Genomic DNA, 20184 nt, shown 5'->3' with positions numbered 1-20184 from the left:
CTCCGAGGGCAGCCTAGGGCATGTGTGTTAAGCTTCAATAAACCCCCTGGGGTAAGGGGTACATTTGTCCCTGTGGCAAAGGGTTTGCGTATGACCCTGTGTAACGGGCTGGGGTTTGGAAATCTGTAGCCAGGGCCACTTTACCGTGGCTTAACACAAATGGCCTAGAGTCCCTCCTGGGAGGTTAATGTGGATAAAATTTTACCTGGATTGTTTTGGCTCTTGGGGCTGGCCCTGGCTCAAGGGGGTCATTCGGACATGCCGATGGGAGCGCCCCCTGCTGGCATGGTGATGACGTCGATGAGCGAACTCAACCGGCTCTCGGCCAAGGACTTCGATATCGCTTATATGTCCATGATGATCGAGCACCACCGGGGAGCGGTGCAGATGGCGCAGCAAGCACTCAAGGCTTCGCGCGACTCCCGCATCCGCAAGGCGGCTCAAGACATCATAGCCGTGCAGAACAAGGAAATCGGACAACTCACGGGTTGGCTCAGGGACTGGTACAAGGTAGCTCCCAGCCAGCGCTACATGACCCTGATGCGCAGCGACATGAAGGCCGTCATGAATACTGCGATGGAAGGCATGACCTCCATGGAGGGTATGGAAATGCCGGTTGACCGTTCCTTCCTCGAGGGCATGATTCCCCACCATCGGGATGCGGTGGTCATGTCGCAAAGCTGCCTGAAGCGGGCTGCCAAGGCCGAACTCAAGCAGTTTTGCCAAGGTGTGATCACGGTTCAGAACAAGGAGATCACTCAGTATCGAGCCTGGCTCAAGACCCTGAGGTGAGCACCCCCACTGGTTGAGGTGAGTCCGCTGGGGTTCGCGCAGGAAGCCACGATGCTTTCCAGAGCCGGGCTTAAGCCTAGCCAACCTGGCCGGAGTGATGGTGTTGATGATGGTTCTGATTTTGCTGGCTACCTCGCGTGACAGGGCCATGGGTGCCCTGGGAGCTTGGGCCTGGAAGTTTTTCCAACCCTTACCCGGTGTTTTATCTTTTGGCGCTGCACCGGATCTACTTCGTGTTCATGTGGTTCACCCTTCACTTTCGCCGACCCGTGTCCGACTGGTTTGCCTTTCTTGCCGCTCAGCCTGATTCTGGTCGGGTTTCAGGTCGTGGCCTTCGTGTGGGGCGTGATGCGGGACCGGCCGCCCTGAGACCCGAAAGGAGCCCCCGCCTAAACAGCCCCGAGGATGGCGCTGGAGGTGCCCAGATGAATCAGATACAACTCATAGACACAGTGGTTTGGCTATGGCTGGGGATGGCGTTGCTATCCACGGTCTATGTGACCTGGGACGCTTTCACCCGTAACCCCGAGCTAAGAGTAATGCGCTGGGGCTGGGTACTGGTCACGCTGTACATGGGGCCGATCGCCCTAGCCCTGTACGTGCTCAGCTGCCGCGAGCCCGCGCCCGGCACCCACGAGGCGTTTATCCGGCCGCTGTGGAAACAGGGTATCGGCTCCACTGTGCACTGCGTGGCGGGGGATGCCACTGGTATTATCACCGCTGCCGCCATCACCGCACTATTGGGCCTGCCCATGGGAATTGATTTAATTATCGAGTATGTCTTCGGCTTTGCCTTCGGTCTGCTCATCTTCCAAGCCCTGTTCATGAAGGACATGCTGGGTGGCTCCTACGCCAAGGCGGTGCGCAAGTCCTTCCTGCCGGAGTGGCTCTCGATGAACGTGATGATGGCCGGGATGTTCCCCACCATGATGGTCTTCATGATGGGCCGCGACATGCGGGCCATGCAGCCCGAGCAGCCGCTTTTCTGGGCGGTGATGTCGCTGGCGGTAATAGTGGGTTTTTTCGTGGCCTACCCACTCAATGTCTGGTTGGTAGCGGTCAACCTCAAGCATGGCATGGGCACGGTGCGCGCCCTAGGCCACGGGGGGCACAGCCTCGAGGCCGAGAAAAAACGGGAGCGTAGCCCCGGCCCTCAACCCCTACCTCAACCCACTAGTCAAATGGAGGGGATGTGATGGATCACAGCATGCACCAAGACCCCAAGGGGCAAGGCCAGGGCGGCATGGAAGGCATGAAGATGGAGGGTATGGAGATGAAGCCCAAGGTCACTGGCCCAGAGATCGCGGCGGTGACCCTGCTGACCCTGCTGGCACTGACGATAGGGGTGGTGGTTCCGGCCTTCAAGCTCAACCTGGGGCTGGGCGCTCGCGACGTGGGCGGAGCCATCATGCCCCCCGGTATGATTATGACCCGCGACACCCCCGGCGAGGCCATGCGCGACATGGCCGCAATTGACCCCCGCCGCACCGGCTATATCGCCCCGGTGGAGGCCAGGGGAGCCCAGGTCATGCAGCCCCGGCTGGAAAACGGGGTCAAGGTCTTCGACCTCGAGGCCTCGCAGATCGGCTGGAACATCCTTAGGTACCAGCGGGTGGAGGCCTACGCCATCAACCGCCAAGTTCCGGGGCCGACGATTCGAGTCACGGTGGGTGACCGGGTGCGCTTCAACGTGACCAACCGCCTGCCTGAGTCCACCAGCATCCACTGGCATGGCATGATCCTGCCCAACAACATGGATGGCCCGGCCTACATAACTCAGGCTCCCATTGAGCCGGGGCAGCGCTTTACCTACGAGTTCACCACCCAGCAGACCGGAACCTACTTCTACCACTCGCACCAGGACTCCGATCGCCAGCAGGGGGTAGGGCTTTACGGAGCCCTGATCATAGACCCCAAAACTCCGCCCGCCAAACCCAGCTACGATCTTGAGTACACCATCCAACTGCAAGAATGGCTCAAGCGCGAGGGCCTTACCTACCCCGCCATGATCATGGAAGGGGCTCTGCCCAACTACTTCACCATCAACGGCAAAGCCTATCCTCAAACCGACACCATCCGCATGAAGGTGGGCCAACGCGTGCTGCTACGCTTCATCGGCACCAACAACAACTTTGTTCACCCCATGCACGTCCACGGCGGCCCCTTCGAGGTGGTGGCGAGAGACGGAGAGACCCTCAAGGAGAGCGCCCGCTTCCTGGCCGACACCATCAATGTGGGGCCAGGGCAACGTTACGACATGGTCTGGACGGCCCGCAAACCCGGCAGGTGGCTCCTCCACTGCCACATTCCCCACCACATCAAGAACAACAACGTGGAGGAGCAGGGCGCTGGGGGGTTGACCATGTTGATCGAAGTGAGCCCATGAACCCGGTGGCCATCCTGGGATCCAGCGAGCTACCCGAGGGGGGCATGAAAACTGTGCTGGTAGGCGAGCAAGAGGTCTTGTTGGTGCGGGGGCAGGGACAAGTCTACGCCCTGCAAGCATACTGTCCCCACCACGGGGCTCCGCTGGTCGAGGGCGTCCTGAGCGGCACCCGGCTGGTCTGCCCCTGGCACCACGCTTGTTTTGATGTGAGGGACGGGAAGCTGCTCGAACCTCCGGCCCTCGATGCGCTAACCTGCTTTGGGGTGCGTCAGCAGGGCCAGACCATATGGGTGGAACCCGCGGAGCGGGTTCCACCCCCCCCTTCCCGGCCCCTAGGCAGCGCCCGGCGTACCCTGGTGATTTTGGGCGGCGGCGCGGCGGGCCAGTCGGCGGTGGAGGAGTTGCGCCGTCAGGGCTTTGGTGGAAGACTGGTGCTGATTTCGGCCGAGCCCGAACTGCCCTATGACCGACCCCACCTGAGCAAGGACTATCTGGTGCACGGGCTCGCGGCCACCGAGGCTCATGCCCACAGCCAGGGCGGGAAGCCCGAACAGCAAGAACCCCCCGCCCAGGAGGAAGGTAGCCATATGCACTCCCACCCCGCGCTGGCCCTGCGCGGCGAAGGGTTCTACCGGGCCATGGACATCGAGCTAAGGTTGGGGCGGCCCATCACCCGGCTGGATGTGCAAACCCGGCGAGTCGAGTTGGCGGGGGGTGAGGTGCTCAGCTACGACGCGGCGCTGCTCGCGACAGGGGGTCTAGCGCGGCGGCTCGAGATTCCCGGAGCTGACCTTGAGGGGGTCTTCAGCCTGCGCTCGTTGGGGGATGCCCGGCGGCTGGTGACGAGCGCCAAAGAAGCCAAGCAGGTGATCCTGGTGGGAGCCGGGTTTATCGGCATGGAGGTGGCGGCCAGCCTGCGGAAGGGAGGTCTCGAGGTAACCATAGTGGCTCCTGACCCGATTCCCCTCAAAAGAGTTCTGGGTGAGCGGGTCGGACGAACCCTGCAGGCGCTGCACGAAGCCCAGGGGGTGCGCTTCCGGCTGGGAAGCAAGCTGGCAGCTATCGAAGGTTCGGGGCGGGTCAGGTGGGTGCGGCTTGAGGACGGTGAAATCCTGCCTGCCGATCTGGTGCTGGTGGGGATTGGGGTGCGGCCTGCTACCGCCTTCGTGCAGGGGCTAGAGTTGGCGGAGGACGGCAGTGTGCCCGTGGATGCCAGCCTGCAGGCCGCTCGGGGCCTGTGGGCGGCAGGGGACATCGCCCGCTTTCCCGATCCCCAGTCGGGTCGGCCAGTCCGGGTCGAACACTGGCGGCTGTCCCAACAGCACGGGCGGGTAGCGGCCCGTGCCATGCTGGGGCTGGAGGCCCGCTACCAGGGGGTACCCTTCTTCTGGAGCGAGCAGTATGACCACAGCCTGGTCTATGTGGGGCACGCCGCGGGATGGAACCAGGAAGCCTACTGGGGGGAGCCGGAAACTGGCGATTTCCTGGCTTTTTACGGGCAAGAGGGGCGGTTGCTGGCGGCTTGTGGCCTCTGGCGCGACCGCGAGATGGCGGCCCTGGAGGAACTGCTACGCACTCGGAGGGCGCCCCCATTTTCGGCGTTTGAGGCCGAATCTTTTGATCTGGTGAGCCTGCTGATCTAGTCCCGGGAGAAGACCCGAATTCGGGCGCTTGCAGAGCTGAAGGTTCGGGTACAGGTTGTCAATCCAGTTTTTGGCTTAAGCTGAGGCATCGGCCAGTGAGAGGCTAAGGCTGTGCTGACGATACCCTCCGCAAGCGTTGCAGCCGCCCCAGGATCACCGCCCGATGCATAAGGTTCCCGTGCGAAGTCGCAAGAACCATGCCCCGTATCGGGCTTGAAAATGGGGTTTCATCCTGGCTTCAGCCACTGGTTTTAGGGTAATTCCAGATACCCATGGGCCGCCGTTTCTTGTCATGGGTGATGGCCCTCGCCACAGGTATGGCCTCAGCCCACCCCGCTGGCCTAACCAGCCCTGCCTTTGTCAACGGCAAGACCATCCCCAGCCACTACACCTGCCTAGGAGCAGCCGTCAGCCCGCCCCTGCGATTTGGTCATCTGCCCGCTGCAACCCAGGGCCTGGTGCTCATCGCCTGGGCTGGGAAGCCACCCCAGGCCCAGTGGGTGCTCTACGATCTGCCACCAGAAGCACCAGGGCTGTGGGAAAATGTGCCGTTGGGGGTCGAACCCGGTCTGTTTTTTCAGGGCCGCAACGGCCTGGATCGCCTGGGCTATAGCCCACCCTGCGCTGGCCTGCGCTACACCTTTGTGCTCTATGCGCTGGATGTCCCAGGCATGGGTCTGACCCCAGGGGCCAGTTACCGCGAGGTGTTCCAGAAGATGCAGGGTCACGTGTTGCAGAAATTTGAGTTGGTGGGATACTCGGGCGAAGGCCCGCCGACCGTTTACTGACCCCACTGCCCTCCCAGGGTGGGGTTGACAAAGATGCCCAGGGAGCGTAATCTAAAGTAGATACCCCACCCCCAGTGGGGTGGATAGATAGGAGGCAATCATGAACAATATCGAACTCAACGTCCAGGGTATGAGCTGTGGTCACTGCAAAATCAGCGTAGAGAAAGCCCTAAAGAGTGTATCCGGGGTGGAGAAGGTTGAGGTTTTCCTGCAAGATGGCCGGGCCATCGTAGAGGGCAAAGCTCCTGTTGACAAGCTGATCGAAGCGGTACAGGAAGAGGGCTACAGCGCTTCGCTAAGACGGTAAGGAATCGGGTATGAATGCCGTCGCTGAACACACCCTTCATCTGGATGCTAAAGTTCGCAAGGATGCTCAAAACCGTCTCCTGAGCGCCAAGGGACACCTGGAGAGCATCTTGAAAATGCTCGAGGGCGAGCCCTACTGTGTGGATGTGCTCAAACAGATCAGTGCGGTTCAGGGGGCTCTATCCAAGGTGGGCGACATTGTACTCAGGAGCCACCTTGAGCACCACGTAGCCAGCGCTGCCCAGCGCGGGGATACGGACAAATTGGTAGATGAGCTGATGGAAGTGCTCAAGTACCGCTGAGGCTGGTGGGGTTGAAGCCTTCGACCAACCTCAGCCAATCTGGTCCCTCCCCTGGTGGGGAGGATAGGGAGGACAGATGACCAAAGAACTCCAGATAGGTGTTCAAGGCATGACCTGTGCAGCCTGTGTAAGCCGGGTCGAACGGGGCCTCAAGAAGGTCGAAGGCGTTGAAGCTGCCAACGTCAATCTAGCCACCGAGAGGGCTACCGTTGCCTATGACCCGGAGAAGACCAGCCCTGCTCAGCTTCTGGAAAAAGTCAAAGAGGTAGGCTATACCCCAGTGTTGGCCGAGACCGAACTGGGCGTGACCGGCATGACCTGTGCGGCTTGCGTGAGCCGGGTTGAGCGGGCCTTGAAAAAAGTACCCGGTGTGCTGGAAGCCAACGTCAATCTGGCTACCGAACGGGCCAGCGTCAAGTATCTGCCCAGTAGTGTAGCGTTGCCGCAGCTCAAGGCCGCCATTCGCGACGCGGGCTATGGCATTCTGGAAGTGCAAGCCGGTAAGGATCGCGCCGATATCGAGCGGGAGGCCCGTGAACAGGAGATTAGGAGCCTGGGGAACTCGGTCAAGCTGGCGGCGGTCTTTTCCATCCCCCTGACCCTCATCGCCATGGTGCCGATGCTGTGGATGCCAGCCCATATGTTCTTGCTCTCCATAGCCCCCATAGAGGTCTGGAACTGGGTGATGTTGGCCCTCACCATACCGGTGTACTTCATCGCCGGTATGCGCTTCCACAAGACCGGCTGGAAGGCCTTGCGTTCGTTTTCACCCGACATGAACAGCCTGGTCACCATCGGTACCAGCGCGGCCTTCTGGTACAGCAGCGTGATCACCGCATTGATGAGCCTTGCCCCAAACCTGCTACCTGAAAAGGCTCAACATGTGTACTTCGAGGCGGCAGGGGTGGTGATCACCCTGATCCTGCTGGGCAAGTACCTGGAGGCCATCGCCAAGGGGCGTACCAGCGAAGCCATGAAGAAGCTCCTGGGACTGCAGGCCAAGACCGCCCGGGTGGTGCGGGAAGGGAATGAACTGGAAATCCCGGTGGACGAGGTGCTGCCCGGTGACGCGGTTTCGGTACGCCCCGGCGAGAAGATCCCGGTGGACGGCCTGGTTCTCTCTGGTTCGAGCTTCGTGGATGAGAGCATGATCACCGGCGAACCCATCCCGGTGGCTAAAGCCGAGGGAGCCCAGGTGGTGGGCGGAACCGTCAATCAGAATGGGGTGTTGACCTTTAGGGCCACGGCGGTAGGGGCGGATACGGTACTCTCGCAAATCATCAAGTTGGTGGAGACCGCGCAGGCTTCCAAGCCGGCCATCCAGGGTCTGGCCGATAGGGTGGTGGCGGTGTTCACGCCCATCGTGTTGGGCATTGCTGCGCTCACGGCAGTGATCTGGCTGATTTTCGGGGGTGAATCGGCGATTGGCTTTGCCCTGGTCAACACGGTTGCCGTGTTGATCATCGCTTGTCCCTGTGCGATGGGATTGGCAACCCCCACCAGCATCATGGTAGGCACCGGCAAGGCCGCCGAAATGGGGATCTTGTTCCGCAGGGGTGAGGCCTTGCAGAGCCTACAAGAAACCCAGGTGGTTGCCATAGACAAGACCGGTACACTGACCAAAGGCCGACCCGAGATGACCGATTTTGTGGTGAACCAAGGCTTTGAGCCGGATGAGGTCTTGCGCTTGGTAGCCGCGGCCGAAACCCAGTCTGAACACCCGGTGGCCCAGGCCATCGTGAAATCTGCAAAGCAAAAGGGCATCGAACTGCCGGAGGTGGTGGACTTTGAGGCCGTGCCGGGTTTTGGCCTCTATGCCCAGGTGGGCATCTATCAGGTTCAGGTGGGGGCCGACCGGTACATGAGCAAACTGGGTATTCCAGTCGAAGCCTTTGCACCCCAAGCGGCCAAGTTGGGCGATGAAGGCAAGTCGCCGCTCTATGCCGCCATCAACGGCAGGCTCGCGGCCATGATCGCGGTGGCCGATCCTATCAAGGAAGGCAGTGCCGAGGCCATTCAAGCCCTGCACCTACAGGGCTTGAATGTGGCCATGATTACTGGGGACAATGCCCGCACGGCTCAGGCCATTGCCCGTCAACTGGGCATAGACGAGGTGCTGGCCGAGGTGCTGCCCGGTGGCAAAGCCGATGCTGTCACCCAGCTTCAGGCCAAGGGCTACCAGGTGGCCTTTGTGGGGGATGGCATCAACGACGCGCCAGCGCTGGCGCAGGCCGACGTGGGTCTGGCGATTGGCACCGGAACCGACATTGCCATCGAGACCGCCGACGTGATCTTGATGTCGGGGGACTTGCGCGGGGTGCCCAACGCCATTGCCCTGTCCCGAACGACCCTTTCCAACATCAAGTTCAACCTGTTCTGGGCCTTTGCCTACAACGTGATTCTGATTCCGGTGGCGGCAGGGGTGCTCTACCCGCTCAATGGTTGGATGCTCTCCCCGGTGCTGGCTGGGGCCGCGATGGGGCTCTCCTCGGTGTTTGTGCTCTCCAACGCCCTGCGCCTGCGGCGCTTCCGCCCGCCCTTACGCGCAGCAGAGGTCAGGAATACCCCTCCGTCGGTGGCGGTGCCGGCCTAGGGATGAACCGGGATGATCCTCCAGGCCAGCCTGACCTGTCCGATTTGTGGCATGACCACCCGGGCCATCATGCCCACCGATGCTTGTCAACGATTCTTCGAGTGCCCCGGCTGTAAGACCATTCTACGTCCCAGACCCGGCGACTGCTGTGTGTTCTGTTCCTATGCGGACGTGAAGTGTCCACCCCAACAGGAGGAAGCATGGAAGTAATTCAAGAAAAGGACAAGTCCCTTGGCCTCTATGTGGCCAGTCTCAAGACCAGTAAGGATAAGGTTAAAGACCGCGAAGCCTTTGTGGCCCGCTCTCAGGCCAAGTACAACGCGCCAACGGTGGGTGGGTATCAGATGCTGGGGTTGGGCGGTTCGTGCGGCAAGCCCGCCTTTCTACTGCCCTTCCAGATCCGCTGGACAACCGAAAAGGTGCTGGCTTTAGAAGCTGTGGCTGAACGCTTTGGTATGTATATGGAATACGGGGCATACCCGCACCTCAAGCTGCCCGACGAAACCGAAATCGCCGCCGTACACGACTGGCTCCACGAGACCCACGTCTACCTGCGTCCTTCCTACGAGCGCAAAGAAGAACTGATTAGCGCCATCGCCGAGGCTCTAAAGCCAGCGGAGTAAGCCGATGCTGACCATCTTCTCGACCTCGTGGTGCGGAGACTGCAAAGCCCTCAAACAGGCGCTAACCCATCTGAACCTGCCCTTTCAAGAGATCGACATTGACCAGCAACCCCAAGCCGAACAACGCGTACTCACCCTCAACGGTGGGCGGCGCAGCGTGCCTACCCTGGTTTACGGGGATAAAGCTACCTCCCTCAGCCAGTTCTCCATCGTGAAGCTCAAGCGGTGGCTAGGGGAGGTTGGACTCCAGGCTCGAGTGTAAACGAGGCCCAGTTGCCCAAAACCTTTCTGCCCCTGCCCGCCCCGGTGCCTTCAGATCAACTTCACCTGTGGCCGGGCCGGGCGGTTTTTGTCGGGGTTGGCTATGACTCCAGCCGCCACCGCCACCTGGCGGTTCAGATGGGGGTGGCGCTTGAGGGCAAGCTTTAGGTAGCCGATGATCAATCCGGCCAAGCCTGTGCGGGGTTTGTGGTCGCTCCAAGTATCGCTCACACCGTAAACGCCGCAGGGGTGTCTTCGGTATTTATCTGGACCGAGTCACTGAGCGTGAGCGGGGTGCTACGCGATAGGCCAGGTCTACACACGCTCAACGCCAACACCGCCGACACCTTTTCCAAAGGGCTGACGGATTACCTGGGGCAAGACCTGCCGGGTTACGAACTTGATCGTCTTGTATTGCAGACCCTTGGACACCTCCTGCTACCCCCAACCTCTAGGATTGCTTCGCTGGTCGAGCTCTCACCCAGCCGTTTGCGGCATTTGTTTCAGACCCAGGTGGGAGTATCGCTCAAGCGCTATCGGGTTTGGCAGCGCTTGATGGCTGAGCGTGATGGGGGTCTCGCTCACCGAGGCTGCCCATACCGCAGGTTTTGCCGACTCGGCGCACCTCTCGAGGGTCTACCGCGCCACCTTCGGCCTCAAACCCTCGCCGGTTTTTGGCAATAGCCGTTTGGTTCAAGTCAAGCTGCACTCGGTCTGATACCTTCAGGGCTAGTGGTTAGGTTAGGTAATTATCAGTATTTGATGAAATCTCCGAAACGAGCCGCTCATCGCAAACCTGCAGATTTGATGGACATCAAAAATATCCAGAAATTAACTTACCAGAGCACTAGGGAGGGATGTGTGAGCAGTAAAAGTTTGAATCCATCGGGTCAAGTTACAGGTTATATCGCACCCCGCTTCAATTGGATGGTGGTGGCGTTCTCGGGCTGGATGGTGGGCGGGATTCACCTTGATGCTTGGGCGCACCACCGCATTGCCGAGACCTTGGAGACCTTCTTCACCCCCTGGCACGGGGTGCTGTACTCGGGGTTTTTGGCCCTGGCGGCGCTGCTGGTGGGCCGCACCCTGGCGGGAGTGCGCACTGGCCTAACCTGGCGGCAGGCCACCCCCAAGGGCTATGAGCTCTCGCTGCTGGGGGTGGCCCTGTTTATGCTGGGTGGGGTCGGAGACATGCTCTGGCACCTGGCGTTTGGTATCGAGGTCAACGTGGAGGCGCGCTTGAGCCCCACCCACCTACTGCTGGCCCTCGGGGGTAGCCTGATGGTCACAGGGCCGGTTCGTGCGGCAGGGGTACAAGGGCAGGCTACCCTATGGCCGGCGCTGATCTCGTTGGCCTTTCTGCTCTCGCTCTTGACCTTCTTTAGCGCCTATGCCAGCCCCATCAGCGACGGGCAGTTGGCCGCAGGAAACCGTCTCCTTAGCGAGCAAACCGCCTCGTTGCTGGAGGGCAAGGGAGTGGCGGCTATGCTGCTGCAGACCCTCACCCTGATGGGGGTGGTGCTCTTCGCCGTGCGGCGGTGGCGATTGCCCTTGGGATCCATCACGCTGCTGTTGGGGCTCTCCTCGCTGCTCACCATCGCCGCCCACCAGGACTGGTTTCTGCTCCCCGCCGTGCTGCTGACGGGCTTCCTGGGCGATGCCTTTTACGCCTGGCTAGGGCCTGCCCCAGGACATCTCCTTAGCCTGCAAGGATTTGCCTTTTTGCTGCCTGTGCTGTTCTACGTACTGTATTTCCTGACTCTGCAACTGGATGGTGGCCTCTGGTGGCGTGTCCACCTATGGGCCGAGGCCACCCTGATGGCCGGGATGGCCAGCTGGCTGTTGAGCCTGCTTCCGCTGGAGTCGGGTAAAAGCACCGCATCCTAGGCTCGTGTCGCCTCCTGACGGCGCACCCGTTGGGCAAAGCGGTCAGTGGCTCCTTCCCAGTTGCTCTGTATGGCCCTGAGGGCTTTGCTACTATTGCCGGCCCGTAGCGATTGGATGATGAACGAATGCTCCTTCACCGATTCCACCGCGTCTTTAGAGTCAAAATGGGCCAGTTCCAGGCGGCGCAACTTCACCTTCAAATCGGCCAGTATCTGCGCCAGCTCTTGGTTGCCCGAACGGTCAATCCAAATTTGATGGAAGGCGTTGTCGGCCTCAAGGGCGGCCTTGGCATCGTGGCGCTCGATGGCCTCACTTAGCTTGGCGTTGATCGCCTCCAGAATGGTGAAATCTGCTTGGGTCAGCTTGGGCTGGGCCAGTTCCAGGGCATAAGCCTCCAGTCGTTGGACGATCCCATACAACTCGTCGGCTTGCTGGGGATCGAGCAAGGCCACCCGGGTCCATTTATGCTTGGCGGTTTCGATTAGCCCCTCGTCTTCCAAGCGGCGCAGCGCTTCCCGCACCGGGGTGCGGCTTACCCCTAGTGATTCAGCCAACTCCATGTCTCGAACCATCTCACCGGGCTTTAGAATCCCCTCGACGATCCAGCCCCGCACTTGCTCATAGACTTCCTCGCGGGCAAGGGAGCGCTTGAGTTTTTTGACTTGGTGGGGGATTGGCATCGGTGTCCTCGGCTTTCAAGATACTACAACCCTTGACACCCAGTGTGCAATGTGTAATATATTGCTGTAACAAGAACATCTCCCTTGCCGCGCTTTAAGCGCGGAAGATTGAAGATAACCATACCTGAAGGAGCAGCCCGTGATCGACCTCCACAAAGCCCGTCTTGAGACCCCTGGGGTTAGTCAGGTGGCGCACTTCAATAACGCCGGGGCGGCCTTAATGCCCGGTGTGGTGCTGGATACGATCAAGGCGCACCTCGACTTGGAGGCTTACGCGGGTGGTTACGAAGCGGCACGGTTACGCAGGGTTGAACTGGCTGCGGTCTATGCTTCGCTAGCCCAATTGCTGGGCTGCACCCCTGCCGAGATTGCGGTGGTGGAAAACGCCACCCGTGCCTGGGACATGGCTTTCTACAGCATTCCCTTCAGTGCCGGAGACCGCATCCTGACCAGCCAGGCCGAATATGCCAGCAACTACATCGCTTATTTGCAGGCAGCAAAGCGCTATGGGGCAGTGGTCGAGGTCATCCCCAACGACGAACACGGGCAGGTGGATGTAGAGGCGCTGGAGCGGATGCTCCGGCAGCCCACTCGGTTGGTTGCCATTACCCATGTGCCCACCAACGGCGGCCTGGTCAATCCGGCCAGTGAAATTGGCTGGCTAACCCGCAAAGAGGGGGTGCTCTATCTGCTCGATGCTTGCCAATCAGTGGGACAAATGCCCATCAATGTGCAGGAGATTGGCTGCGATATGTTATCGGCCACCAGCCGTAAGTACCTGCGCGGGCCGCGCGGCATGGGTTTCTTGTATGTGCGGCAAGCGGTGCTTGAAGCACTGGAACCCCCTTTCCTCGACCTGCACGCCGCCACTTGGGTAGCCCCTGACCGCTATGCGCTTGACCCTACCGCCAAGCGCTTTGAGAACTGGGAGAGCAATATTGCGGCCAAGCTGGGCTTAGGGGTAGCCGTGGATTATGCCCTCGGGTGGGGCCTGGAGGACATTTGGGCGCGAATCAAAGGGCTATCCAGGCAGTTGCGGCAAGGGTTGGCTGAGCTATCGGGGGTTGAGCTCTGTGACCTTGGGGTCGAGCCCTGCGGGATTGTCTCGTTCAGACTGGAGGGGCACTCCTCCGATTCGGTGCGTGACGAATTGCTCCAGCAGCGAATCAACGTCAATGTATCGCGAGCCCCCTCGACTCTGCTGGACATGACCCGGCGGAGCATCAGCGATTTGGTACGGGCCTCGCTGCACTACTACAACAGCGAAGAAGAGATCGAGCGGCTTTTGCAGAGCCTGTTCAAACTATCCGGTTCGGCCAGAGTGCTCTAGGGGAGGAAGGTATGAAAAACATTGGGAAAGCGATATGGGTGGGTGCGGTGACGGCTATGCTGCTGGTGACCGGGGCGCTGGTGCAGGGGACCCGGGCTCAGGGGCAGGATCTGCTGGCGCGGGTCAAGGCCGCCGGGGTGCTGCGGGTCGCCAACACCCAGGCCAGCCCGCCCTGGAGCATGATTGATGACAACAAGCAATTGGTGGGCTTTGATGTGGACGTGGCCAACGAACTGGCCCGGCGGCTGGGCATTGCCAAGGTGGAATTCGTTGCAGGGCGCTTTGCAGACTTTGTCGCAGGCATCGAGGCCGGCAAATACGACATCGTGATCGCCGGGCAGACCATCACCGAGGAGCGCAAGAAGGCAGTGGACTTCTCCAATCCCTATCAGGCCATCAGCGTTTCGGTGTTCACCCGTCCCAGCCGTACCGGGCAGTTCAAGAGCATCAATGACCTGAATGGCAAGCGGGTGGCGGTGACTGCCGGTTCGACCCAGGAAAAGTTCGTGCGTGAGCAGATTCCTGGAGCTACCCCCAAGACCTATGAAAACGGCACCCTGGCCCTCTTGGATGTGGCCTTCGGCCGGGCCGACGCGGGGCTCTTTAACCGCTTTGTGGGTTCTTATTTAGCCCAGCGCAACGGCCTGCTGGTAGCTCCGGCCTTTGACCTTGGGGTGGAACTCAACGCCATGAGCTTCCGCAAAGGCGAGACCGCCTTCAAGGCAGCGGTGGACAAAGCCTTGGCCGAGATGATCGCCGATGGTAGCTTTAGCGCCATCTCTAAGAAATGGCTGGGCGGGCAGGACATGGTCGCTGCGCTGGTCAAGTACGTGAAGTAAGCTCTGGAGGGAGACCGAATGCTCGAGCTACTCCAACGCGCAGCCCCCTTTCTGCTTCAGGCCCTCTGGATGACGGTCTGGCTGGGGCTGGTCTCCTTCATCTTGAGCCTCATGGTGGGGTTTGTGGTAGCAGTGGCCCGGATGTATGGCCCCTGGCCGCTTAGATTCCCGGCGATTGCCTTCGTTTCGCTCATCCGGGGTACCCCCTTGCTCACCCAAATCCTGCTGGTGTACTACGGGCTACCGCAGTTGGGGTTTACCATCGAGGCCATACCTGCGGTCATTCTTACCTTGGCGCTGCACGCAGGAGCCTACACCAGCGAGGACATCCGGGGTGGCATCCAGTCGGTTGACAAGGGCCAGTGGGAAGCCGGCTACTCCAGCGGGATGACCTTCGCCCAGGTCTTGCGGCGCATCGTCGCCCCCCAGGCGGTGCGGGTCATCACCCCATCCCTGGGCAACCGCTTCATCACTATGATGAAGGATACCTCGTTGGCCTCGGTGGTGACGGTGGTGGAGCTGACCCGGGTGGCCGAACAGATCGGCTCGGCCAGCTTCCGCTACATGCAGATGTTTGTGATCGTGGCGGTAATCTACTGGGTCATCAACTCGTTGTTGTCGCTGGGCCAGGCCAAACTGGAAGAGCGGATGCGGAGGGCCTACCGGTGAATTCTCAAAACTCGAACCTCGCCGGAGTTCCCCACACCCACCCGGCTGGGGTCTGCCAAATCCGTGCCGAGAACATCCACAAGCGCTTTGGCAATTTAGAGGTGCTCAAGGGGGTTTCGCTCACCGTCAACAAGGGTGAGGTGGTGGTGATCATGGGGCCCTCGGGTTCGGGCAAGACCACCTTCATCCGCTGCCTCAACTTTCTGGAGGAGCCCGACCAAGGTCAGGTGATGGTGTGTAACCTGGATGTGGCCTGTGGCCTCAGGGTCGCTAGTCGCGAACGCAGCAGCAAGATTCGCCAACTACGGGTCAAGGCGGCCATGGTCTTCCAGTCCTTCAATCTCTACCCCCACATGACCGCGCTGGGCAACGTGATCGAGGGGCCGATCCAGGTGCTGGGGATGAGGCGCGATGAGGCAGTCAAGTCGGGTGAACAGCTTCTGGCTAAAGTTGGTTTAGCAGACAAGCGCGATGAGCACCCCTCCCGCCTTTCGGGTGGTCAAAAGCAGCGGGTGGCAATTGCCCGCGCCCTAGCCATGAACCCGGAGGTGGTGCTCTTCGACGAGCCCACCAGCGCGCTTGACCCCGAGCTGCATGAGGAGGTGTTACAGACCATGCGCCAGCTCGCCGGGGATGGCATGACCATGATCGTTGTGACCCACGAGGTCAAGTTTGCCCATGAGGTTGCGGATCGGGTGGTGTTCATGGCCGATGGGGTGGTGGTGGAAGAGGGACTCCCTCAAGAAATACTGGTCAACCCTCAGCATCCCCGTACCCGCAGCTTCTTGCGGTTGGTGGATCATTGACCTACGCTCCTCGGACTCCGCCTAAGCTGCCACCCTTGCGGCTTTATAATCCCTTAACACGAATCGCCTAACCTCAACCCAGCGGGTTTGTGATGGTGGGTGGAGGTGGAAGTATGTACCGTAATGATGCCGTGGTTCCGTATTTTGCCCTGGTCTTCTCGGCAGCCCTGTTCTTGATGGCCTATCTCAACACAACCAACCGGGTAAATGAACCACCGGTGATCGCTGGAGCCCCCCATGCCATGTCGGTGGGCACCATTGGCCTCTTGGCCTTTGGCATGGTGCTGTTTATCTACGGTTTTATCGGGTTGCTTTCGCGGTGGCTGGAGGGGAGCGAGCTTCGCCCTGGAGTTCATGACCCTGAGCCCAGCACCGCCCCCACGGTAGCCGGGGTCATTCTTTCCATCTTGCTGGTGGTGCTCTCGGGATTTTTCGTCCGGGTTCTGATCTATAGCAACAGCACCGGCAACAACCCGACCGCCTTGCAAGGAGGTCTTTTTGCAGCGATGATGCTGATCATTGCGTTGTTGCTTGCTATCTACAAGAAGTTCTTCATAAAGGAAGAAGTGCTCGCTGAGAGTGAAAAGAGTGATTTCCCTTGGTAGTCTGGTCGGGATTGCCCGTTTCCAGATCCCAGACTGTAGTGGGGCGTGTCCCAATTGATATTGATTCCAAGGAGAGGAATGCGATCCATCGGAGATGACCCAAAGGTAGTGGAGATTGCGCTCAAGGACTGCTATGACGCCTCCGAACAGGCGGGTCTGGAGCAGTACCTGGCCCGCCTGCCGGGGGTGACCGCGGTGCATCTGGACCGAACCCGCAGCGTGGCCCACCTCAGCTACGATCCGGCCCAGACCAACCCCGAGGTTCTACGGCGCCAGCTCGAGCAGGAAGGCTATCCTTGCACCCACCAGGATTGCGAGGACTCCTGCTGCCAGCCAGGCCATCCGGCGGTAGGGGAGAGCGACCAAGTCTCGCACCGACACGGTCACCCCCCCGTCCATTCCGCTCATTCTCACGATCCCGCAGCTTCTCCTCAAGCTATAGTGGGGCTGGAGAAGCCGGTAAACCACGCCGCGATGGGGCACGCCAAGGCTGCCCCAACCCACACCCATGCCGCCGACGATGAGCACGCTGGACATGGGGCGCACATGGTCAACGACATGCTGCGCCGGTTGATCGTCTCGGCCCTCCTGACCCTACCCATCTTGATCTTCTCGCCCATCGGGGCGGTGGTGGGGTTTCCGGAGATGCCCCCCTTTGGCATTTCGATGGGGCTATGGGGCTTCGTGCTGGGCACCCCGGTGGTCTGGTGGGGTGGCTGGGTGTTTATTGACTCGGCTTGGCGTGCCCTCAAGCGCCGCGAGGCCAACATGATGACCCTGATCGCTCTGGGGATACTGGTCTCCTATACCTATTCGGTGGCGGCCACCTTTCTCTTCGAGGGCGAGGTCTTCTATGAGGCGGCAGCCATCCTCACCACCTTGAGCCTGTTAGGGCACTGGCTGGAGATGCGGGCCCGCTACTCCACCGGCAAGGCGGTGGAGGCCCTCTTGAAGCTGGCGCCGGCTACCGCGCGGGTGTTGCGCGGCGGGCAAGAGGTCGAGTTGCCCCTGGAGCAGGTGGTGGTGGGCGATGTGATCGTGGTCAAGCCGGGTGACCGGATTCCGGTGGACGGGGAGGTGGTCTCGGGGTCGTCGTATGTGGACGAGAGCATGATCACCGGCGAACCCATACCAGTGGCAAAGGAAGCCGGAGCCAAAGTCATCGGCGGAACCGTCAATCAGACCGGGGCCTTTAACTTCAAAGCCACCGCGGTGGGGGCCGATACCGCACTCGCGCGGATCGTGCAGATGGTGCAAAACGCTCAGGCCTCCAAGGCTCCCGCCCAGCGCCTGGCTGATTTGGCCGGCAAATACCTGGTCTATGTGGCCCTCACGGCTGGAGCCCTGGCCTTCACCTTCTGGCTGTTCTGGGGGGTCGAGGGCTTTGTGTTCGCCCTCACCGTGGCGGTCTCCACCATCGTGATCTCCTGCCCGGACGCGCTGGCCCTGGCGACCCCCACATCCATCACCGTAGGGGTAGGCAAGGCTGCCCGGGACGGGGTACTCTTCAAGAACGCCACCGTGCTAGAGGCCACTGCCGGGATAGATACGGTAATTTTCGACAAGACCGGCACCCTCACCGAGGGTAAGCCGGCCCTGACCGATCTCGAGGCCGCCCCCGGCCTCAAGCCCGAGGATTTGCTCCACCTGGCGGCCTCGGCCGACCAGCCCTCGCAGCACCCCCTGGCCGAGGCCATCGTGCGCGGAGCCAAGGAGCGGGGCATCGAGGTACAGCCCCCCGATACCTTTGATTCCATTCCTGGTCACGGGGTGGTGGCGACCCTGCATGGACAGCGGGTGCTGATCGGCAACAAGAAGCTGATGGAGCGGGAAAAGGTGGAAGTAGCAGGCAATCCGGTAGCGGTGGATTTTGAAAGCCGAGTGGCCGCGCTGGCCGCCGAGGGCAAGACCGCCATGTACATTGCCGTGGACGGCAAACTGGCGGGCATCGTCGCGGTAGCGGATACCGTACGCAAGAGTGCACTGGAGGCGGTGCGGGCCCTGCATGGCATGGGGGTGCAAACGGTGATGCTCACGGGGGACAACCGCCGCACGGCTGAGGCGGTTGCCGGCCAGTTGGGCATTGACAGCGTGATTGCCGAGGTGTTGCCGGAGGATAAGGCCGCTAAGGTACAACAACTCCAGGCCCAGGGCCGCAAGGTAGCGATGGTCGGGGATGGAGTCAACGATGCCCCTGCGCTGGCCCAAGCCGAGGTGGGCATCGCCATTGGCGCCGGCACCGATGTGGCGGTGGAGACGGCCGGGGTGGTGCTGGTCAAAAACAACCCCGCCGATGTTGCCCGGAGCATTTTTCTAGCCCGTAAGGTGCGCGGCAAGATCAAGCAAAACCTCTTCTGGGCAGCGATCTACAACGTCATCGCGATTCCCATCGCGGCCGGGGTGCTCTATCCCAGCACCGGGCTCTTGCTCACCCCGGAGTGGGCCGCTTTCGCCATGAGCGCTTCCACGGTTTCAGTGACCTTCAATGCCTTGTTGCTCAACCGGGTACGCTTTAGTACCCCTGCGGTATGAACCTAATGCAACCCTGGGTCTACCGGGGCTCAACCGGCCGTGATCTGCGGCTGGATTGGCTGCGGGGCTTCGCTCTATTTGTGATGACCATCAATCACATCGGGGGCTACTCCTACTTTTACTCCATCACCGGCAACAACAACTTTTACATCAGCGCCGCCGAGGGCTTTTACTTTATCTCCGGCCTGACCCTGGGCATCGTATTTGCCCGCGACACCTTTGGCGAAGCCGTCAAACGCCTGCTGGCCCGCGCGGTGGTGGTATACCGCACCACCGTGCTCATCGCTATCGGTTTTGCCGCCTTTAGCCTGTACACCGGTTTGACGGTGTGGAATGACCCCTTCCCCAAAGACCAGAACTTTCTGGAATTCATCTTTTTTGTCCTGACCCTGCAAAAAAGCTACCACGGCTCAGATATTCTGCTGGCTTATGTGGTGTATATGATCCTGGCCCCGTTGGCGCTTTACCAGATGTTCAGTCAAAGGTCTTGGCTGGTACTGGCGGTCTCGGTGGGTCTGTACGCCTTTGCCCAGGCGTATGGCGGAGCCAGCGGTTGGCCGGTGGATCGGTATCATGCTACCTGGCAGATCTTCTTTTTCGTCGGTCTGGTGATCGGGTTCCACCGGGCTGAGTTGAGCCGGGCATTGGCCAGAAAGCCTTGGTTACGCGATGGAGCGGCGGCGGTGGTGCTGTTGGTAGCGGTGGCCTTCACCTACATGCATATCCGCGGAAACTACCTTTGGCCCGAACTGCCTCGGTTGGTCTTGGGCCAGGAAAACAAGATTGCCATGGGGCCGCTGCGGTTGTCCTTGGTGGCGCTGTATCTGCTGACTTTTTACATCATGGCCACTTGGTTTTGGAAACCCTTGAATACCCTTTCGGGTTGGCTGCTCATCCCGCTGGGTTCAGCCTCGCTGTGGACCTTTACCTGGCAGCTTATAGTGATCGTGCTGCTTTACAATATCCCCGCTTTTTACCGCCAGGATGAGCCCTGGCAGGGTACGTTCTGGCAGGCCCTGGGTGTCCTGACCATCTGGGGTTTCATACAGGGCTATCGCTGGCTGAGGCGGCGGATTGCCCCACAGGGTTAAGCCTTGAAGTGAGGCCGCTTGGCAGGGATAAAGGAAGCGGAAACCGCCTTG

At 60.5% G+C, this 20184-nt stretch carries 22 protein-coding genes; 20 read left to right on the top strand and 2 right to left on the bottom strand.

What is annotated here, in order from left to right; all coding sequences use genetic code 11:
• Positions 1 to 189: 189 nt before the first annotated feature.
• The 11 genes from Mgrana_RS02840 (at position 190) to Mgrana_RS02790 (ending at position 9695) form a co-directional block, all read left to right on the top strand.
• Positions 190 to 792 carry a DUF305 domain-containing protein gene (locus Mgrana_RS02840; RefSeq protein WP_240631224.1) on the top strand — a complete coding sequence of 201 codons (603 nt, stop codon included), beginning with the start codon at positions 190 to 192 and terminating at the stop codon, positions 790 to 792.
• Between the two features lie 425 nt (positions 793 to 1217).
• The gene (locus Mgrana_RS02835) at positions 1218 to 1988 is read left to right on the top strand and encodes a DUF4396 domain-containing protein (protein WP_119356091.1); all 771 of its coding nucleotides are present in this window, start codon (positions 1218 to 1220) and stop codon (positions 1986 to 1988) included.
• Positions 1988 to 3178 carry a multicopper oxidase family protein gene (locus tag Mgrana_RS02830; RefSeq protein ID WP_119356090.1) on the top strand — a complete coding sequence of 397 codons (1191 nt, stop codon included), beginning with the start codon at positions 1988 to 1990 and terminating at the stop codon, positions 3176 to 3178. Before Mgrana_RS02835 ends, Mgrana_RS02830 begins: the two co-directional genes overlap by 1 nt.
• Positions 3175 to 4821: an FAD-dependent oxidoreductase gene (locus tag Mgrana_RS02825; protein ID WP_119356089.1), complete on the top strand. Its 1647-nt coding sequence runs from the start codon at positions 3175 to 3177 to the stop codon at positions 4819 to 4821. Before Mgrana_RS02830 ends, Mgrana_RS02825 begins: the two co-directional genes overlap by 4 nt.
• 299 nt (positions 4822 to 5120) lie before the next feature.
• Positions 5121 to 5609 carry a YbhB/YbcL family Raf kinase inhibitor-like protein gene (locus Mgrana_RS02820; RefSeq protein WP_170146383.1) on the top strand — a complete coding sequence of 163 codons (489 nt, stop codon included), beginning with the start codon at positions 5121 to 5123 and terminating at the stop codon, positions 5607 to 5609.
• Between the two features lie 100 nt (positions 5610 to 5709).
• Complete coding sequence (locus tag Mgrana_RS02815) at positions 5710 to 5916, top strand: CopZ family metallochaperone (RefSeq protein ID WP_119356087.1); 207 nt, start codon at positions 5710 to 5712, stop codon at positions 5914 to 5916.
• A gap of 10 nt (positions 5917 to 5926) precedes the next feature.
• Positions 5927 to 6217: a metal-sensitive transcriptional regulator gene (locus Mgrana_RS02810; protein WP_119356086.1), complete on the top strand. Its 291-nt coding sequence runs from the start codon at positions 5927 to 5929 to the stop codon at positions 6215 to 6217.
• 76 nt (positions 6218 to 6293) lie between these two features.
• On the top strand, positions 6294 to 8810 hold the full coding sequence (locus tag Mgrana_RS02805; RefSeq protein ID WP_119356085.1) for a heavy metal translocating P-type ATPase: 2517 nt from the start codon (positions 6294 to 6296) through the stop codon (positions 8808 to 8810).
• A 12-nt stretch (positions 8811 to 8822) separates the two neighbouring features.
• Complete coding sequence (locus Mgrana_RS17210) at positions 8823 to 9020, top strand: GDCCVxC domain-containing (seleno)protein (protein WP_119356084.1); 198 nt, start codon at positions 8823 to 8825, stop codon at positions 9018 to 9020.
• Complete coding sequence (locus Mgrana_RS02795; RefSeq protein WP_170146382.1) at positions 9011 to 9433, top strand: hypothetical protein; 423 nt, start codon at positions 9011 to 9013, stop codon at positions 9431 to 9433. The genes Mgrana_RS17210 and Mgrana_RS02795 overlap by 10 nt, the downstream gene beginning before the upstream one ends.
• A 4-nt stretch (positions 9434 to 9437) precedes the next feature.
• Positions 9438 to 9695: a glutaredoxin family protein gene (locus tag Mgrana_RS02790; RefSeq protein ID WP_119356083.1), complete on the top strand. Its 258-nt coding sequence runs from the start codon at positions 9438 to 9440 to the stop codon at positions 9693 to 9695.
• Positions 9696 to 9745: 50 nt separating this feature from the next.
• Here the strand turns inward: Mgrana_RS02790 and Mgrana_RS16775 are convergent, their stop codons facing one another.
• Positions 9746 to 9925, bottom strand: a complete 180-nt coding sequence (locus tag Mgrana_RS16775; RefSeq protein WP_170146377.1) for a hypothetical protein — start codon at positions 9923 to 9925, stop codon at positions 9746 to 9748.
• Positions 9926 to 10262: 337 nt separating this feature from the next.
• Between Mgrana_RS16775 and Mgrana_RS16930 the strand changes: the two genes are divergently transcribed.
• Positions 10263 to 10412 carry an AraC family transcriptional regulator gene (locus tag Mgrana_RS16930; RefSeq protein WP_240631228.1) on the top strand — a complete coding sequence of 50 codons (150 nt, stop codon included), beginning with the start codon at positions 10263 to 10265 and terminating at the stop codon, positions 10410 to 10412.
• 143 nt (positions 10413 to 10555) lie between these two features.
• Complete coding sequence (locus Mgrana_RS02780) at positions 10556 to 11581, top strand: hypothetical protein (protein ID WP_147021101.1); 1026 nt, start codon at positions 10556 to 10558, stop codon at positions 11579 to 11581.
• Here the strand turns inward: Mgrana_RS02780 and Mgrana_RS02775 are convergent.
• The gene (locus Mgrana_RS02775) at positions 11578 to 12261 is read right to left on the bottom strand and encodes a GntR family transcriptional regulator (protein ID WP_119356081.1); all 684 of its coding nucleotides are present in this window, start codon (positions 12259 to 12261) and stop codon (positions 11578 to 11580) included. The genes Mgrana_RS02780 and Mgrana_RS02775 overlap by 4 nt on opposite strands.
• Before the next feature lie 139 nt (positions 12262 to 12400).
• On the opposite strand from Mgrana_RS02775, the gene Mgrana_RS02770 reads away from it, so the two are divergent.
• The 7 genes from Mgrana_RS02770 to opgC all read left to right on the top strand — a co-directional run bounded on the left by Mgrana_RS02770 (position 12401) and on the right by opgC (position 20133).
• Positions 12401 to 13591, top strand: a complete 1191-nt coding sequence (locus tag Mgrana_RS02770) for an aminotransferase class V-fold PLP-dependent enzyme (RefSeq protein WP_119356080.1) — start codon at positions 12401 to 12403, stop codon at positions 13589 to 13591.
• An 11-nt stretch (positions 13592 to 13602) separates the two neighbouring features.
• Positions 13603 to 14430 carry a transporter substrate-binding domain-containing protein gene (locus Mgrana_RS02765; protein WP_119356079.1) on the top strand — a complete coding sequence of 276 codons (828 nt, stop codon included), beginning with the start codon at positions 13603 to 13605 and terminating at the stop codon, positions 14428 to 14430.
• Between the two features lie 18 nt (positions 14431 to 14448).
• On the top strand, positions 14449 to 15099 hold the full coding sequence (locus Mgrana_RS02760; RefSeq protein ID WP_119356078.1) for an amino acid ABC transporter permease: 651 nt from the start codon (positions 14449 to 14451) through the stop codon (positions 15097 to 15099).
• 59 nt (positions 15100 to 15158) lie between these two features.
• A complete protein-coding gene (locus Mgrana_RS02755) occupies positions 15159 to 15905 on the top strand; it encodes an amino acid ABC transporter ATP-binding protein (protein WP_119356137.1) in 747 nt (248 codons plus the stop codon).
• Positions 15906 to 16018: 113 nt separating this feature from the next.
• The gene (locus tag Mgrana_RS02750) at positions 16019 to 16510 is read left to right on the top strand and encodes a DUF7318 family protein (RefSeq protein ID WP_119356077.1); all 492 of its coding nucleotides are present in this window, start codon (positions 16019 to 16021) and stop codon (positions 16508 to 16510) included.
• A 78-nt stretch (positions 16511 to 16588) separates the two neighbouring features.
• On the top strand, positions 16589 to 19042 hold the full coding sequence (locus Mgrana_RS02745) for a heavy metal translocating P-type ATPase (RefSeq protein ID WP_119356076.1): 2454 nt from the start codon (positions 16589 to 16591) through the stop codon (positions 19040 to 19042).
• Positions 19039 to 20133, top strand: a complete 1095-nt coding sequence (gene opgC, locus Mgrana_RS02740; protein WP_119356075.1) for an OpgC domain-containing protein — start codon at positions 19039 to 19041, stop codon at positions 20131 to 20133. Before Mgrana_RS02745 ends, opgC begins: the two co-directional genes overlap by 4 nt.
• Positions 20134 to 20184 lie beyond the last annotated feature (51 nt).

The sequence above is a fragment of the Meiothermus granaticius NBRC 107808 genome, assembly GCF_003574355.1.
Taxonomy (GTDB): Bacteria; Deinococcota; Deinococci; order Deinococcales; family Thermaceae; genus Meiothermus; species Meiothermus granaticius.
The sequence above is the reverse complement of the archived record's forward strand: the minus strand, read 5'-3'. Positions and strand labels throughout refer to the sequence as shown.

Coding starts and splice junctions, on each gene's coding strand:
- Mgrana_RS02835 (WP_119356091.1), top strand. CDS start 1,218: ATGAATCAGATACAACTCATAGACACAGTGGTTTGGCTATGGCTGGGG.
- Mgrana_RS02745 (WP_119356076.1), top strand. CDS start 16,589: ATGCGATCCATCGGAGATGACCCAAAGGTAGTGGAGATTGCGCTCAAG.
- Mgrana_RS02765 (WP_119356079.1), top strand. CDS start 13,603: ATGAAAAACATTGGGAAAGCGATATGGGTGGGTGCGGTGACGGCTATG.
- Mgrana_RS02775 (WP_119356081.1), bottom strand. CDS start 12,261: ATGCCAATCCCCCACCAAGTCAAAAAACTCAAGCGCTCCCTTGCCCGC.
- Mgrana_RS02825 (WP_119356089.1), top strand. CDS start 3,175: ATGAACCCGGTGGCCATCCTGGGATCCAGCGAGCTACCCGAGGGGGGC.
- Mgrana_RS02795 (WP_170146382.1), top strand. CDS start 9,011: ATGGAAGTAATTCAAGAAAAGGACAAGTCCCTTGGCCTCTATGTGGCC.
- Mgrana_RS02805 (WP_119356085.1), top strand. CDS start 6,294: ATGACCAAAGAACTCCAGATAGGTGTTCAAGGCATGACCTGTGCAGCC.
- Mgrana_RS02760 (WP_119356078.1), top strand. CDS start 14,449: ATGCTCGAGCTACTCCAACGCGCAGCCCCCTTTCTGCTTCAGGCCCTC.
- Mgrana_RS02790 (WP_119356083.1), top strand. CDS start 9,438: ATGCTGACCATCTTCTCGACCTCGTGGTGCGGAGACTGCAAAGCCCTC.
- opgC (WP_119356075.1), top strand. CDS start 19,039: ATGAACCTAATGCAACCCTGGGTCTACCGGGGCTCAACCGGCCGTGAT.
- Mgrana_RS16930 (WP_240631228.1), top strand. CDS start 10,263: ATGGGGGTCTCGCTCACCGAGGCTGCCCATACCGCAGGTTTTGCCGAC.
- Mgrana_RS02810 (WP_119356086.1), top strand. CDS start 5,927: ATGAATGCCGTCGCTGAACACACCCTTCATCTGGATGCTAAAGTTCGC.
- Mgrana_RS02820 (WP_170146383.1), top strand. CDS start 5,121: ATGGCCCTCGCCACAGGTATGGCCTCAGCCCACCCCGCTGGCCTAACC.
- Mgrana_RS02750 (WP_119356077.1), top strand. CDS start 16,019: ATGTACCGTAATGATGCCGTGGTTCCGTATTTTGCCCTGGTCTTCTCG.
- Mgrana_RS17210 (WP_119356084.1), top strand. CDS start 8,823: ATGATCCTCCAGGCCAGCCTGACCTGTCCGATTTGTGGCATGACCACC.
- Mgrana_RS02815 (WP_119356087.1), top strand. CDS start 5,710: ATGAACAATATCGAACTCAACGTCCAGGGTATGAGCTGTGGTCACTGC.
- Mgrana_RS02830 (WP_119356090.1), top strand. CDS start 1,988: ATGGATCACAGCATGCACCAAGACCCCAAGGGGCAAGGCCAGGGCGGC.